The sequence below is a fragment of the Actinomadura parmotrematis genome (genome assembly GCF_019458805.1).
In the GTDB taxonomy this organism is placed as follows: domain Bacteria; phylum Actinomycetota; class Actinomycetes; order Streptosporangiales; family Streptosporangiaceae; genus Spirillospora; species Spirillospora parmotrematis.
Genome location: NZ_JAIBOA010000010.1, coordinates 99752 through 114907, shown reverse-complemented (window position 1 = coordinate 114907; position 15156 = coordinate 99752). Strand labels below are relative to the sequence as shown.

Below are 15156 nucleotides of genomic sequence, written 5' to 3'. Positions count from 1 at the left end.
CCGCCTTCCGCCGACCCGCCGCCCCGGCCGTCACGCCCGGCGGATCTTGACGCCGCCGGCGATGCCGTAGGCGTGCACGTGCAGCGTCGGGGCGCCCTCGACGCCGGACGCGACGCCCTCGGCGCGCCGCCCGAACAGGTTGAAGCCCTGCACGGTGACGTTCAGGCCCGCCGGGACGGTGAGGTCGACGCCGCCCGCGACCGACACCTTGACGAGGGTGAACTCGCCGGCCGGGAGCTCGGCGCCGGTGAGGTCGAAGTCCACGCCGCCGACCGGCGTCACCGCGATGGTGCGGCGCGCCGGCCGCCAGGCGCCCTCGCGGCGGAACCCGCCGAGGAGGGCCAGGTGGAGCTTGGTGGAGGGGACGGGGGCCGGGGTGCCGGGGACCTGCTCGCTGTTCGTCATGACCGGAAATCTACGGCCTGCCGGGAGCGCCGTGCAGTGTCCGCGATCACCGCTCCGGCATGACAAAAGTCAGGCGGGCGCCTCGGTGGGGTGGACGGCGCGGAGCCAGCGGCAGGCGTAGGGCTCCAGGCGCAGGGTGAGGGCGCCGTCCTCGGCGAGGTCGGTGCTGCCGTCCACCAGCAGGTCGGTGAGGGTGCACTCGGCGCCCAGGCCGTCCAGTTTCAGGGTGGCCTCGGCCTCGGTGGCGCCGAGGTTGTGGACGGTGACGACGGTGTGGCCGTCGGCGTCGTAGCGGCAGGCGAGGACGGCGTCGTCGCCCGCCTCCAGCAGCGTGAACTCGCCCCAGGCGATCTCGGGGGCCTCGCGGTACCGCTCGGTCAGCGTGGTGATCCAGTTGAGCAGCGAGTCGTGGTCGCGGCGCTGCGCGGCGGCGTTGACGCGGTCGGGACCGTAGTCGCCGGCCGGGAACGCCGCCGGGAACGCGCGCGGGTCGGCGGGGGAGAAACCGCCGCGCTCGCCGGGCGCCCACTGCATGGGGGTGCGGACGGCGAGCCGGCCCTCCTGGTCGAGGTTCTCGCCCATCCCGAGCTCCTCGCCGTAGAACAGCACCGGCGTACCCGGCAGCCCGAACATCAGGCTGTACACCATCTTGATCTTGGCCATGTCGCCGTTCAGCATCGTCGGCAGCCGCCGGCGCAGGCCGCGCCCGTAGACCTGCATGTCCTCGTCGGGGCCGAACGCCGCGAAGACCTCCTGGCGCTGCTTGTCGGTCAGCTTGTCGAGCGTCAGCTCGTCGTGGTTGCGGACGAACGTCGCCCAGTGCGCGTCCTTCGGCGGCACGGGCCGGTCGCGGAGCGCCCGCGCCAGCGGGCGGGCGTCGCCGCGCGCGAGCGACAGGTAGGTCCGCTGCATGCCGATGAAGTCGAAGCACATGGTGAGCTGGTCGCCGCGCTCGCCGAAGAACGCCATCGTGTCCTTGTACGGCAGGTTGACCTCGCCGAGAAGGACGGCCTCGCCGTTGCGGCGGGCCAGGAAGGACCGCAGGTCGGCCAGGTAGTCGTGCGGGTCGGGCAGCCGGGCGGCCTCGGCCTGCCCGGTGGTCTCCAGCATGAACGGGACGGCGTCGACGCGGAACCCCGCGATGCCGAGCTCCATCCAGAAGCCCATGATGCGGGCGATCTCGTCGCGCACCTCGGGGTTGGTGATGTTGAGGTCGGGCTGCTGGTGGTAGAAGCGGTGGAAGTAGTACTGGCGGGTCTTGCGGTCGTAGGTCCAGAGGCTCTTCTCCTTGTCGGGGAAGGTGACGCCCTGCGGGCCGTCCTTCGGCGGCTCGTCGGCCCACACGTACCAGTCGCGGTACCGCGAGTCGCGGCTGGAGCGGGCGTCCAGGAACCAGGGGTGGTGGTCGGAGGTGTGGTTGACGACCAGGTCGATGATCACGCGGATGCCGCGGTCGCGGGCGGTGCGGACGAACTCCACCACGTCGCCGAGCGTGCCGAGGCGCGGGTCCACCCCGTAGAAGTCGGTGATGTCGTAGCCGTCGTCGACCTCGCGGGTCGGGTAGAACGGCATCAGCCAGACGCACGTCACGCCGAGCCGCTCCAGGTGGTCCAGGCGCTGGGTGAGGCCGCGGAAGTCGCCGCAGCCGTCCCCGTTCCCGTCCTGGTAGGTCTCGGGGTCCAGGCAGTAGACGACGGCGTTCTTCCACCACAGGTCGGCGGTGCGGCTCAGTCTCATGCGCGCCGCGATACCCCTTCCGGCGGGATTGATCCCAACCGAGTGGACATACTGCCGTTGCGGGGGGACGGTGTGCGGTCCGCTCGCGGCGCTCGGCACAATGACCCGCATGGAGGTATCCGCGTGACCGACGAAGCCGGGGCGGCGCCCGAAGCGGGCGCGCTGCGCATCACGGCGGCCCGGCCCGAGCCGGACCGGCTCGTCCTCGTCCTGGCGGGCGAGCTCGACTACGGGACGGCGGGCGCGCTCACCGCGCGCCTCGCCGCCGAGAGCGCGGGCCCGCGGCCCGCGCCGGCGCACGTCACGCTCGACCTCGCGGCCGTCGGGTTCTGCGACTCGATCGGCCTCAACACCCTGGTCACCGCGTGGAAGGCGCAGCGGGCCGCGGGCGGCGTCCTCGTCGTCGGCGCGATGTCGCCGCTGGTCGCCGAGATGCTGGAGATCACCGGCCTGGCCGGGACGCTCACCGGCGGCTAGCCGCTCTCGCCGCTAGGACAGCATCGCCCGCATCGCCTCGTCGGCGTCGGCGTGCAGGGCGAAGAAGTCGTCCAGCCCGATGATGCCGAGCACCCGCGCGAGGTCGGGGTTCGGGGCGGCGAGCGCGAACCGGGCGCCCGACGCGACCGCCCGCTTGTAGGCGCTGATGAACACGGTGATGCCGGTGGAGTCGCAGTAGGTGAGCTCGGCCAGGTCGAGCACGAGGCCGCCGCCCGTGCGGAGCGAGACCTCGTCCAGCGCGCTGCTGAGCACGACGGCGTTGCCGTAGTCCAGTTCCCCGGTGACCGTGACGAGGCTGAACCCGCCGGTGTAGCGGCGGAGGTCGGTGCTGAGCTCACGGAGGGTCATAACGGCCTTTCCGACGGTGCCGAACGGCTCCGCCATCTGCGCGCCTGTCCTATCCTACGGAAATGCCGGCCGCCCATCCGGCGGTCGGTGGGCGCGGCACCGGACGGAGGCGGGCATGGGCGGTGCCGAGCCGGCGGGGCTGCTCTTCCCCGGCAGCGGTGAGATGAGCGCGCGGATGCGCGAGCACCCGTGGGGGGACACCCCGATGGGCGCGCCGGACGCCTGGCCCGCGAGCCTGCGGACCGCCGTGCGGATCTGCCTCACCTCCCGCTTCCCCATGATCGTCTGGTGGGGTCCGGAGCTGCGCTTCCTCTACAACGACGCCTACCTGCCGCTGCTCGGCACCAACCATCCCGCGCTCGGCAAGCCCGGCGAGCGGGTGTGGACCGAGATCTGGCACATCATCGGCCCGATGCTGGAGTCGGTGATGGCGACCGGCGAGGCCACCTGGTCGGAGGACCTGCTGCTGCCGCTCATCCGGCACGGCTACCTCGAAGAGACCTACTGGACCTACTCCTACAGCCCGCTGCACGACGACGACGGCGCCGTCCGCGGCGTGTTCACCGCCGTCAGCGACACCACCGAGCGCGTCATCGGCGAGCGGCGCCTCGCCGTCCTCCAGGACCTCGGCGCGCAGGCCGGCAACGCGCGCAGCGTCGCCGAGGCGTGCGGCCTCGTCGCCGAGGTGCTGGCCCGCGCCGGCCGCGACGTGCCGTTCGGCGCGGTCTACCTGCGCCGGCCGGACGGCGACGGCTTCGAGCTCGCCGCCACCGGCGACCCGGACGCCGGCGCCGCCGCCTTCGTCCAGGGCGCGGCCGGCTGGCCGGTCGAGGAGGCCGTCCGTACCGGCGAGCCGGTCACCGTGGCCGACGTGCGGGACCGGTTCCCGCCGCTGCCCGCCGGCGGCTGGGAGTCCCCGCCGGCCGAGGCCGTGGTGCTGCCGCTCGCCGGCGAGACCGGCGCCGAGCCGATCGGCGCGGTCGTGCTCGCCGCCACCGCCGGCCGCACCCTGGACGACGCCTACGCCTCGTTCCTCGCGCTGGTCGCCCGGCAGATCGCCGCGCTCGTCAACGCCGCGATCGCCTACCAGGACCAGCAGCGCCGCGCCGAGGAGCTCGCCGAGCTCGACCGTGCCAAGACCGCGTTCTTCTCCAACATCAGCCACGAGTTCCGCACCCCGCTCACCCTGATCATGGGGCCGCTGCAGGAGCTGCGCGCCTCGCTGGGCGACGCCGACGAGCGCACCCGCACCGAGCTGGACGTCGTGCACCGCAACGGGCTCCGCCTCGGCAAGCTCGTCAACACCCTGCTGGACTTCTCGCGCATCGAGGCGGGCCGCATGCAGGCCGCCTACGAGCCGGTCGACCTCGCCGCCGTCACCGCCGACCTCGCCAGCGTGTTCCGCTCGGCCGTCGACCGCGCCGGGCTGGCCTTCGAGGTCGACTGCCCGCCGCTGCCCGAACCGGTGTACATCGACCGCGGCATGTGGGAGAAGGTCGTCCTCAACCTGCTCAGCAACGCGCTGAAGTTCACCTTCGACGGCGCGATCCGGGTGCGGGTGCGCGCGCGCGACGGGCACGCCGTCGTCACCGTCGCCGACACCGGCGTCGGCGTCCCCGAGCACGAGATCCCGCGGCTGTTCGAGCGGTTCCACCGCATCGAGAACGCCCGCTCGCGCTCCAACGAGGGCAGCGGCATCGGCCTCGCGCTCGTGCAGGAGCTCGTCGGCCTGCACGGCGGCACGATCACCGCGGCGAGCCGGCCGGGGGAGGGCACCGCCTTCACCATCGCGCTGCCGTTCGGCGCGGCGCACCTGCCGGCCGCGTCGATCGTCCCGGCCGGCAGCGGCGAGGCGCTCCCGGCCGGCGCCGACCCCTACGTGCAGGAGGCGCTGCGCTGGCTGCCCGACGGCGCGCAGCCCGAGCCCGCCTACGGCGGCGAGGTGCAGGCGGCCGGGCCGGCGCTCGCCGCGCGCGTCCTCATCGCCGACGACAACGCCGACATGCGCCAGTACCTCGCCCGGCTGCTGGAGGCCGCCGGCTACGAGGTGACGGCCGTGACCGACGGGCGGGCCGCGCTGGACGCCGTCCGCGCCGACCCGCCCGACCTCGTCGTCAGCGACGTGATGATGCCGCGCATGTCGGGCCTGCAGCTCGTCGCGGCGCTGCGCGGCGACCGGCGCACCGCGGGGACGCCCGTCCTGCTGCTGTCGGCGCGGGCCGGGCAGGAGGCGTCCATCGAGGGCCTGGAGGCGGGCGCCGACGACTACCTGGTGAAGCCGTTCTCGGCGGCCGAGCTGCTCGCCCGGGTCCGCGCCAACGTCCAGCTCGCCCGGCTGCGCAACCACCACGCGCGCTGGCGGACGGCGCTCGTCGACTCGCTCCAGGAGGCGTTCTTCGTCGTCGACGCGGACGGCTCGGTCATCGAGATCAACGCGGCGTTCGCCGACATCCTCGGCTACGGGCCCGAGGGCCTGCCCTACGCCTTCCGGCACCCCTGGTGGCCCGACCCCGACGCCGACCCCGAGGGGTTCGCGCTGTTCACGCAGGTGTACGAGCGGCTCCTGGAGACCGGCAAGGGCAGCTTCACCTACCCGGCGCGGCACCGCGACGGCCACCAGGTGTGGCTGGCGGCCAGCTTCAACCCCGTCACCGACCCCGACACCGGCGCGACGCTCGTCGTCGGCACCTTCCGCGACGTCACCGCCGACCACTACGCGGTGCAGCGCGAGACCGCGACCGCCGCGCTCAGCCTGCGCCTGTCGGAGGCCGGCAGCCTCGCCGACGCGCTCACCGGCGCCCTCGGCGAGCTGCGCGGGCTGTGGAACGCCCGCCGCGTCGTCGCGGCCCTGTTCACCCCGGACGGCGCCGAGCCCGCCGTGACGGCGACCGGCCCGGACGCCGTCGGCTGGGACGGCCTGGATCCCGCGCTGCGCGCCGAGCTCACCGCCCTCCGCGACCGGCCGCCGCTCAGCCCGGCCGGGACGGGCGTCACCCTGGAGCACCCCGGCGGGCTGCTCGCCGTCCACATCGAGCCGCACCGCGGCCGGCCCTTCACCGAGGAGGACCGGACGCTGCTCGCGCTGCTGTCGGGCCGCCTCGCGCAGGGACTGCACCGCGTCCACCAGATCGACCAGCAGCGCGAGACCGCGCTCACCCTGCAGCGCGCCATCCTCGGCCCGGCCGACCTGCCGGACGGGTTCGCCGTCCGCTACGAGCCGGCGACGCCGCCGCTGGAGGTCGGCGGCGACTGGTACGACACGGTCCGGCTGCCCGACGGCCGCATCGGCATCGTCGTCGGCGACTGCGTCGGCCGCGGCCTCGCCGCCGCCACCGTCATGGGCCAGCTCCGCAGCGCCTGCCGGGCGCTGCTGATCCAGGACGCCCGGCCGTCGGCGGCGCTCGTCGCGCTCGACCACTTCGCCGCGTCGATCCCCGGCGCGTTCTGCTCCACCGTCTTCTGCGGCGTGCTCGACCCGGCCACCGGGGAGCTCACCTACTCCAGCGCCGGGCACCCGCCGGGCATCCTCACCCACCCCGACGGCACGGTGCTGATGCTGGACCAGGCGCGGGCGCTGCCGCTCGCCGCCCGCCCCGGCCGGCCGCGCCCCGAGGCGACCTGCTCGATGCCGCCGCGCGGCACGCTGCTGCTCTACACCGACGGCCTCGTCGAGCGGCGCCGCCGCCCGCTGAGCGCCGGCATCGACCAGGCGGGCGCGGCGGTGCAGGCCGGCCGCACCGCGCCGCTGGACGAGCTGGCCGGGCAGATCATGGCGCGGCTGGCGCCCGAGGAGGGCTACGACGACGACGTGGCGCTGCTCATCTACCGGCATCCGGCGCCGCTGGACGTGGCGTTCCCGGCCGAGTCGGGGCAGCTCGCGCCCGTCCGGTCGGCGCTGCGCGACTGGCTGGGGGCGTGCGGGCTCGCGCCCCGGCAGATCCAGAGCGTCCTCGTGGCGGCCGGGGAGGCGTGCGCGAACGCCATCGAGCACGGGTACCGCGACAGTCCCGGCAGCACCGTGCGGATGCGGGTGTCGGCGACCGCCGACGACCTGTACCTGGCGGTCGAGGACAGCGGGACCTGGCGGCCGCCGCGGCCGGAGGAGAACGCCCACCGCGGGCGCGGGCTGCCGCTGATGCGGGCCATGATGAACCGGGTCACCGTCCTGCACGAGGCGACCGGGACCACCGTCGACATGCACACGAGGATCGGCTCATGACCACTCCGCTCACCCTCGCGCTGTCGCGGCGCGGCGACGGCCGGCGCGTGCTGACCGCGGTCGGCGAGATCGACATGAGCAACGTGGCGCGGTTCGCCGCCGAGCTCGCGGGCACGTCCGACGGCGCCCCCCTCGTGGTGGACCTGACCGGCGTCGGCTACCTCGACAGCGCGGGCCTCGCCGCGCTGTTCGCGCACGCCGCCCACGTGGAGCTGGTCGCGACGCCGCTGCTGGAGCCCGTGCTCACGGTCTCGGGCCTCACCACCCTGCTCACCGTCCACGGCCTCGACGGCGCGGGCCGCGACGGCGACGGCCGCGACGGCGCCGCCCCGGAAGGTTAGCCGGGCGTTAACCTTCGGGACCGGTGGCCGTCTCGTGGCGAGCGGCGCGCTCCGCTTGTCTGGGCGGCACGCATCGGCATGAGTCAACACGAGGTGGCCCCGTGGGTTCTTCCCTTTCCCGCCGCGACCTGCTGCGCACCAGCGCGGCGGGCGGCATCGGCATCGCGTTCGCCGGCAGCGTGGAGGCCGTGGCGGGCTCCACCGCCGCCGCCGAGGTCGCCCGGCACTCGGCGGGCTACGGGCCCGTCATCGCGGACCCGAACAAGCTGCTGGCGCTGCCCAAGGGCTTCACGTACAAGGTCGTCGCGCAGGCGGGCGTGACGAGGCTGGAGTCGGGCGAGCCGACGCCGAGCGACGCCGACGGCACCGCGAGCTTCCACAGGGGCGACCAGATCGTGCTGGTCAACAACCACGAGATCGGCGGCGACGAGCCCTACGCCGTCCCCGCCCTGCCCGGCCTCACCTACGACCCGGGCGCGGGCGGCGGCACCACCAACATCGTGCTCGACCGCGACGGCGACCGGATCCGCGAGTACGTCAGCCTCGCCGGCACCCACAACAACTGCGCGGGCGGCCGCACCCCCTGGAACACCTGGCTGACCTGCGAGGAGACCGAGCAGCGCGCCACCGGCAAGTTCACCAGGGACCACGGCTACGTGTTCGAGGTCGACGCCTTCGACCGCAGGGCCAACCAGGACCCGGTCCCGCTGAAGTTCCTCGGCCGCTACTCGCACGAGGCCGTCGCCGTCGACCCGCACACCTCGGCGATCTACCTGACCGAGGACGCGTCCGGCCCGAACGGCCTCTACTACCGCTGGACGCCGCCGCGCCACTTCCACGGCCGCAAGGGCGCCCTCCGCGAGCTCGCCCTGTCCGAGGGCGGCGACACCGCCGGGAAGCTGCAGGCGCTGCGCGCGTCCAGCGGCGGCGCGCACGTCCCCGACCTGTCGCTGGCGACCACGCCCGGCACCCGCTACAAGGTGGCGTGGGTGGACGTCCCCGACCGCGACGCGAAGACGACGTCGGTCCGCAAGCAGTTCACCGACGACCAGATCACCCGCAGCCGCAAGCTGGAGGGCGCCTGGTGGGGCGACGGCGGCGCCTACTTCGTCGCCAGCTACGCCCGCACCAGCGACGGCAGCGCCAGGGAGCACGACGGCCAGGTCTGGTTCTACGACCCGAGGCACGAGACGATCACCCTCAAGGCGATCTTCGGGGTGAACCCGAACCCCGACGTGGACGGCGCCTTCGACGGCCCCGACAACATCACCGTCTCGCCCTACGGCGGCGTCATCCTCGCCGAGGACGGCGAGGGCGTCAGCCACCTGGTCGGCGTCACCGACCGCGGCACCGCCTACCCGCTGGCCCGCAACGACCTCAACACCAGCGAGTTCACCGGCCCGACGTTCAGCCACGACGGCCGCATCCTGTTCGCCAACATCCAGACGCCCGGCCACGTCTTCGCCATCACCGGCCCCTGGCGCAGCGGGCGCCGCCACTGACCCGCGGGGCCGGCCCGGCGGCGCGGCCGGGCCGGCCCTCGCGCGTCAGTCCGCGGAGCCGAACGCCGCGTCGAACGACGTCTCCGGCGGCTCGATCCCGGCGAGGGCGCGGACGAACGCCAGCGCCTCGGGAGCACCCGTGAGGCGGTCCATGCCGGCGTCCTCCCACTCGACCGAGACCGGCCCCCGGTAGCCGATGGTGTTGAGGGCGCGGAAGCAGTCCTCCCACGGGACGTCGCCGCGGCCGGTCGAGATGAAGTCCCAGCCGCGCCGCGGGTCGCCCCACGGCAGGTGCGAGCCGAGCAGGCCGCGGCGGCCGTCGGGGCGGCGGACCTTGGTGTCCTTGCAGTCCACGTGGTAGATCCGGTCGGCGAAGTCCAGCAGGAAGCCGGCCGGGTCGACGCCCTGCCACATCATGTGGGAGGGGTCCCAGTTGAGGCCGAACGCCGGGCGGTGCCCGACGGCCTCCAGGGCGCGGGCGGTCGTCGCGTGGTCGTAGGCGATCTCGCTCGGGTGCACCTCGTGCGCGAAGCGGACGCCGGCCTCGTCGAACACGTCGAGGATCGGGTTCCACCGGTCGGCGAAGTCGGCGTAGCCGCGCTCCACCATGGCCGCCGGGACGGGCGGGAACATCGCGACGGTGTGCCAGACCGAGGAGCCGGTGAACCCGACGACGGTGTCGACGCCGAGGAGCGCGGCGGCGCGGGCGGTGTCGGCCATCTCCGCGGCGGCGCGCCGCCGGACGCCCTCGGGGGAGCCGTCGCCCCAGATCCGGGCGGGCAGGATCGCCCGGTGCCGCTCGTCGACCGGGTCGTCGCAGACGGCCTGCCCGACCAGGTGGTTGGAGATCGTCCAGACGCGCAGGCCGTGCTCCTCCAGGACGCGGCGGCGCCCGTCGACGTAGCCGTCCTCGCCGAGGGCGCGGTCGACCTCGAAGTGGTCGCCCCAGCAGGCGATCTCCAGGCCGTCGTAGCCCCAGCCGGCGGCGAGCCGGCAGACCTCCTCGAACGGCAGGTCGGCCCACTGGCCGGTGAACAGGGTGATCGGTCGCGGCATCGTCGTCTCCTCGGTCAGGGGGCCGCGGCGGGCGGGTCCACCGGGGTCCAGCCGCCGCCCGCCGCGGCGCTGCCGGCGACGGCGGCGAGGACGCGCTGCACCTGGAGGCCGTCGTCGAACGACGGCGCCGGGTCGGTGCCGGCGGCGACGGCCGCGAGCAGGTCGGCGGCCTGGTGGGTGAAGGTGTGCTCGTAGCCGAGCAGGTGGCCGGGCGGCCACCACGCCCCCGCGTAGGGGTGGCCGGGCTCGGTGACGAGGACGCGGCGGAACCCGGCGGTGTCCGCGTCCTCGGCGCCGTCGTGGAACCACAGCTCGTTCATCGCCTCGAAGTCGAACGCGAGGCTGCCCGCCGACCCGTTCACCTCCAGCCGCAGCGCGTTCTTGCGGCCGGTGGCGAACCGGGTCGCCTCGAACGAGGCGAGCGCGCCGCCCTCGGTGCGGCCGATGAACAGCGCCGCGTCGTCCACGGTGACCGGGCCGCGGGCGCCGCCGCCGTCCCCGGTGGCGGCGAGGCCCGCGGCGGCGGTGGCGAGGGGGCGCTCCCGGACGAAGGTCTCGGTGAGCGCGGTGACGCCGGCCAGCCGGTCGCCGGTGACGTACTGGGCGGCGTCCACGATGTGCGCGCCGATGTCGCCGAGCGCGCCCGACCCGGCGCGCTCGGCGTCCAGGCGCCAGACGAGCGGGAACTCCGGATCGACGAGCCAGTCCTGGAGGTACTGGGCGCGGACGTGCCGGACGGTGCCGATCCGGCCGGCCGCGACGAGGCGCCGGGCGAGGGCGAGCGCGGGGACCCGTCGGTAGTTGAACCCGACCATGGCCCGCACGCCGCGCCCGCGTGCCGCCCGCGCCGCGGCGGCCATGGCCTCGGCCTCGGCGACGGTGTTGGCGAGGGGCTTCTCGCAGAGCACGTGCTTGCCGGCCTCCAGCGCCGCGACGGCGATCTCGGCGTGCGTGTCGCCGGGCGTGCAGATGTCGACGAGGCCGACGTCGTCGCGGCGCAGCAGCTCCTTCCAGTCGGTCACCGCCGCCGCCCAGCCGAGGGACGCGGCCGCCGCGGCCGTCCGCGCCCGGTCGCGGCCGGCCAGCACCGCCATGACCGGCGTGAGGGGCGGGGCGAAGAACGCGGAGACGCTGCGCCACGCCTGCGAGTGGGTGCGGCCCATGAAGGCGTGCCCCACCATGCCGATGCCGAGGGCGCCGGCCGGGCTGCGGTCGTTGGTCATGGGGATGGGATCTCCTCACGTGTGCGGCGGGCGCCCGGCGGCGGGCGGTCCCGGGTCAGGACTCGAAGCCGAGCGGCAGGTACCGGTCGACGTTGTCCCGGGTGACCGTCTCGGACGCCAGCGTGATCGACTGCGGGACCTCCTGCTCGACGAGGTCGGCCATGCCCTTGTTCTGCGCGATGAGGCGGGCGATGCGGACGGCCGAGGACGCCATCGTCGGGCTGTAGGTGACGGTGGCCTCCAGGACGCCGCCCGCCTTGATCTCGCGCATGGCGTTGGCCGAGCCCGCGCCGCCGACCATGAACAGGTCCTTGCGGCCGGCCTGCTTGATGGCGGCGAGCACGCCGACGCCCTGGTCGTCGTCGTGGTTCCAGATGGCGTCGATCTTCTTGTGCGCCTGGAGGAGGTTGCCGGCGACCTGGTTGCCGGACTCGACGGTGAACTTGGCGTCCTGCCTGGCGGTCACCTTGTAGCCGTAGGTGGCGAGCGCGTCGGCGAAGCCCTTGCTGCGCTCCTGGGTGAGCGGCAGCGTCGCGATGCCCTGGATCTCCAGGATGACGGGGTTCGAGGCGTTCCCGGCCTTCAGCTTGCGGCCGATGTAGTGCCCGGCGGCGACGCCCATGCCGTAGTTGTCGCCGCCGATCCACGTCCGGTACGACAGCTTGTCGGGGAAGACCCGGTCGAGGTTGACGACCGGGATGCCGGCGTCGGCGGCCTTGCGGGCGACCTGGTTGAGCTGCTTGCCCTCGTTCGGCAGGATCACGAGCGCGTTCACCTTCTTGGCGATGAGCGACTCGACGGCGGAGATCTGCTGGTTGATGTCGTTGGTGGGCTGGACGGCCTGGAACGTCACGTCGGAGTAGCGGCGGGCCTGCGCGGCGGCGTTCTTGGCGATGGCGGCGATCCAGCCGTGGTCGGCGGCGGGCGCGGAGAAGCCGATCGTGACCTTGGCGCCGGGCTTGTCGTTGTCGCCGCCGGACGCGACGTTCTGCGTGGCGGCCGCGTCCTCCTTCGGCGCGTTGCTCGTGCAGGCGGCGGCGAGGGCGCCCGCGCCGAGGACGGCGCCGCCGGTGAGGAGGGACCTGCGGGCGAGGCGGCTGGGGTCGGACATGGTTCGCTCCCGTGGGGGTGGGGGGTCGTGGGGCGGGACTGCGGGGTGGCGGGGGGCGGTGCTAGGTCCGCGCGGCGAGGCCGCGCCGCTGGAGCAGGACGGCGGCGATGATGATGGCGCCCTTGGCGATGAGCTGGTCGCTGGTGTCCAGGCCGTTGAGGATGAACAGGTCGGTGATGACGGTGAACACCAGCAGGCCGAGCAGCGACCCGACGAGCGTGCCGCGCCCGCCGGTGAGCAGCGTGCCGCCGATGATGACGGCGGCGATGGCGTCCAGCTCGTACAGGTCGCCGTGGGTGCTGGAGCCGGTGGTGGTGCGCGCCATGATGATGATCGCGGCGATGCCGCAGCACAGGCCGGACAGCGCGTAGAGGAGCAGCGTGTGCCGCCGCACGTCGATGCCGGCGAGCCGGGCCGCCTCGGGGTTGCCGCCGACGGCGAAGGTGCGGCGGCCGAAGGTGGTGCGGTTCAGCAGCAGCCAGCCCGCGACGGCGACCGCGGCGAACAGGTAGACGAGCAGCGGCAGGCCGAGCACCCGGGTGGTGGCGAGCGACTCGATCGCGCCGTTCTCGGGGCGCAGGAGCTGGGTGCGCCGGTCGGAGAGGCGCTGCGCGAGGCCGCGCGCGGCGACGAGCATCGCGAGCGTCGCGATGAACGGCACCATCCGGCCGTAGGCGACGAGCAGGCCGTTGAGCAGCCCGGCGCCGGTCCCGACGAGCAGCGCGCAGAGCACCATCACCGCCGGGCCGTACGCCTGGGTGGCGAGCGTCGTCGCCCACACCGAGGCGAGCGCCATGACCGCGCCGACCGACAGGTCGATGCCGCCGCCGACGATCACGAACGTCATGCCGACGGTGATCACGCCGATGGTGGCGGCGAGCCCGAGGACGCTCACCAGGTTGTCGGTGGTGGCGAAGGTGCCGGGGCGGGTCACCGTCCCGACGATCGCGAGCAGCAGCAGCGCGACGGCGAGCCCGGCGTGCCGGCCGCCGGTGCTCCAGGCGAGGGCGGTCGCCCGCCCGAACCGGGCCGTCTCATCCATCGCCGGTCACCGCGCCCATGGCGCTCCCCTCCATGATCATGTTGAGTACGGCGTGTTCGTCCAGCCCGTCCGCCGGGGCCTCGTGCACGACCCGGCCCTCGCGGAGCACGAGCACCCGGTCGGCGAGGCCGAGGACCTCGGGGATCTCGCTGGACACCAGCACGACCGCGAGCCCGGCGCCCGCCAGGTCGCGGACCAGCCGGTACAGCTCGGCGCGGGCGCCGACGTCGACGCCGCGGGTCGGCTCGTCCAGCAGCAGCACCCGGCGGCGGTCGATGAGCCAGCGCGCGAGGACGGCCTTCTGCTGGTTGCCGCCCGACAGCGTGCGCACCGGGCGGTCGGGGTCGGCGGGGCGGACGTCGAGGTCGGCGAGCCGCGCGGCGACGTCGGCGCGCTCGCGGCGGCGGTCCAGCCACCCGAACCGCGCGTAGCGCGGCAGCGCGGCGAGGCTGACGTTGCGGGCGACCGACTCGTCCAGCAGGAGCGCCTGCGCCTTGCGCTCCTCGGGCGCCATGCCGATCCCGCGCCGCACCGCCGCGGTGGTGCGCGGCGGCAGCGGGCGCCCGTCCAGCAGCACCCGGCCGGCGGCGGGGCGGCGCGCCCCGTAGATCGTCTCCAGGATCTCCGAGCGGCCCGAGCCGACCAGCCCGGCCAGCCCGACGACCTCCCCGGCGCGCACACTGAAGGACACGTCCGCGAAGCGGCCCGGCAGGGTGAGCCCCTCGACCCGCAGCACCTCGGGCGCGCCGCCCGGCGCCGGCCGCCGCTCCGGGAAGCCGTGGGCGGCGGAGCGGCCGGTCATGAGCGCGACGACGCGGGCGGTCGGGGTGGTCGCGGCGGGCAGCCCGGCGGCGACGCTGCGGCCGTCCTTGAGGACGGTCACCCGGTCGCCGATCTCGCGGATCTCCTCCAGCCGGTGCGAGATGTAGACGACCGCGACGCCCGCGGCGGTGAGCTCGCGGATGACGCGGAACAGGTTGGCGACCTCGTGGTGGGCCAGGGCCGCCGACGGCTCGTCCATGATGAGCAGCCGGGCGTCGTGCGACAGGGCGCGGGCCATGCTGACGATCTGCCGGCCCGCGGCGGGCAGCCGCCCGACCTCGGCGGCCGGGGAGATCTCCGGGTGGCCGAGGCGGGCGAGCAGGTCCCGCGCGGCGCGGTGGGTGCGGCCGCGCAGCCCGAAGCCGAGGCGCGCCATCTCGTGGCCGAGGTAGATGTTGTCGGCGACCGGCAGGCCGTCGACGAGGTCGAGCTCCTGGTAGATGGCGGCGATGCCGAGCCGCAGCGCCGCCGTCGGGCTCGCCGGGCGGATCTCGCGCCCGGCGAGCCGGACGCTCCCGGCGTCGGGGCGGTGCGCGCCCGCCAGCACCTTGATCAGGGTGGACTTGCCGGCGCCGTTCTGCCCGAGCAGGCAGTGCACCTCCCCGGCGCGGACCGACAGGTCGACGCCGTCCAGGGCGCGGGCGCCCGGGAACTGCTTGACGATGCCGGTCATCTCCAGCAGCGGCGGCTCGCCGGGGGGCGCCGCCCCGCCGGGCCGGGCCGTGTCGTCGGTCATCCTCGCCGCCCCCTTCCGGGTCTGGCGCGAACGTAACCCCTTTCGCCGCCGGAGAGAAGACCTTTTCTTCAAATCGAGCGATCTTTGTTCTGAGTGAGGACAAAGACGGGCGTGCG

The 15156-nt window shown here is 74.6% G+C and carries 12 protein-coding genes; 4 read left to right on the top strand and 8 right to left on the bottom strand.

Translation table 11 applies throughout. The annotated features are described in order from the left end of the window. Positions 1-30 precede the first annotated feature (30 nt). Positions 31-405 carry a cell wall-active antibiotics response protein gene (locus K1Y72_RS17320; protein WP_220167378.1) on the bottom strand — a complete coding sequence of 125 codons (375 nt, stop codon included), beginning with the start codon at positions 403-405 and terminating at the stop codon, positions 31-33. 69 nt (positions 406-474) lie between these two features. Next, on the bottom strand, positions 475-2142 hold the full coding sequence (locus K1Y72_RS17315; protein WP_220167377.1) for an alpha-amylase family protein: 1668 nt from the start codon (positions 2140-2142) through the stop codon (positions 475-477). A 123-nt stretch (positions 2143-2265) separates the two neighbouring features. Here K1Y72_RS17315 and K1Y72_RS17310 point away from each other — a divergent pair, with 123 nt between their 5' ends. Next, positions 2266-2619, top strand: coding sequence for an STAS domain-containing protein (locus K1Y72_RS17310; protein WP_308287117.1), 354 nt, complete (start codon positions 2266-2268; stop codon positions 2617-2619). A 12-nt stretch (positions 2620-2631) separates the two neighbouring features. Here the strand turns inward: K1Y72_RS17310 and K1Y72_RS17305 are convergent, their stop codons facing one another. After that, positions 2632-2988 carry an STAS domain-containing protein gene (locus tag K1Y72_RS17305; RefSeq protein WP_220167376.1) on the bottom strand — a complete coding sequence of 119 codons (357 nt, stop codon included), beginning with the start codon at positions 2986-2988 and terminating at the stop codon, positions 2632-2634. A 115-nt stretch (positions 2989-3103) separates the two neighbouring features. On the opposite strand from K1Y72_RS17305, the gene K1Y72_RS17300 reads away from it, so the two are divergent. The 3 genes from K1Y72_RS17300 (at position 3104) to K1Y72_RS17290 (ending at position 9050) form a co-directional block, all read left to right on the top strand. After that, positions 3104-7207: a SpoIIE family protein phosphatase gene (locus K1Y72_RS17300; protein WP_220167375.1), complete on the top strand. Its 4104-nt coding sequence runs from the start codon at positions 3104-3106 to the stop codon at positions 7205-7207. Beyond that, positions 7204-7548 carry an STAS domain-containing protein gene (locus K1Y72_RS17295; protein ID WP_220167374.1) on the top strand — a complete coding sequence of 115 codons (345 nt, stop codon included), beginning with the start codon at positions 7204-7206 and terminating at the stop codon, positions 7546-7548. Before K1Y72_RS17300 ends, K1Y72_RS17295 begins: the two co-directional genes overlap by 4 nt. A 101-nt stretch (positions 7549-7649) precedes the next feature. Further along, on the top strand, positions 7650-9050 hold the full coding sequence (locus K1Y72_RS17290; protein WP_308287116.1) for an alkaline phosphatase PhoX: 1401 nt from the start codon (positions 7650-7652) through the stop codon (positions 9048-9050). Between the two features lie 45 nt (positions 9051-9095). Here K1Y72_RS17290 and K1Y72_RS17285 read toward each other — a convergent pair whose 3' ends face one another. The 5 genes from K1Y72_RS17285 to K1Y72_RS17265 form a co-directional block, all read right to left on the bottom strand. Then, the gene (locus K1Y72_RS17285; protein ID WP_220167373.1) at positions 9096-10106 is read right to left on the bottom strand and encodes a sugar phosphate isomerase/epimerase family protein; all 1011 of its coding nucleotides are present in this window, start codon (positions 10104-10106) and stop codon (positions 9096-9098) included. Positions 10107-10120: 14 nt separating this feature from the next. Further along, the gene (locus K1Y72_RS17280; RefSeq protein WP_220167372.1) at positions 10121-11329 is read right to left on the bottom strand and encodes a Gfo/Idh/MocA family protein; all 1209 of its coding nucleotides are present in this window, start codon (positions 11327-11329) and stop codon (positions 10121-10123) included. 55 nt (positions 11330-11384) lie between these two features. After that, the gene (locus tag K1Y72_RS17275) at positions 11385-12440 is read right to left on the bottom strand and encodes a substrate-binding domain-containing protein (protein ID WP_220167371.1); all 1056 of its coding nucleotides are present in this window, start codon (positions 12438-12440) and stop codon (positions 11385-11387) included. Between the two features lie 61 nt (positions 12441-12501). Further along, on the bottom strand, positions 12502-13482 hold the full coding sequence (locus tag K1Y72_RS17270) for an ABC transporter permease (RefSeq protein WP_220167370.1): 981 nt from the start codon (positions 13480-13482) through the stop codon (positions 12502-12504). Next, complete coding sequence (locus K1Y72_RS17265) at positions 13475-15040, bottom strand: sugar ABC transporter ATP-binding protein (RefSeq protein ID WP_220167369.1); 1566 nt, start codon at positions 15038-15040, stop codon at positions 13475-13477. The genes K1Y72_RS17270 and K1Y72_RS17265 overlap by 8 nt, the downstream gene beginning before the upstream one ends. Positions 15041-15156 lie beyond the last annotated feature (116 nt).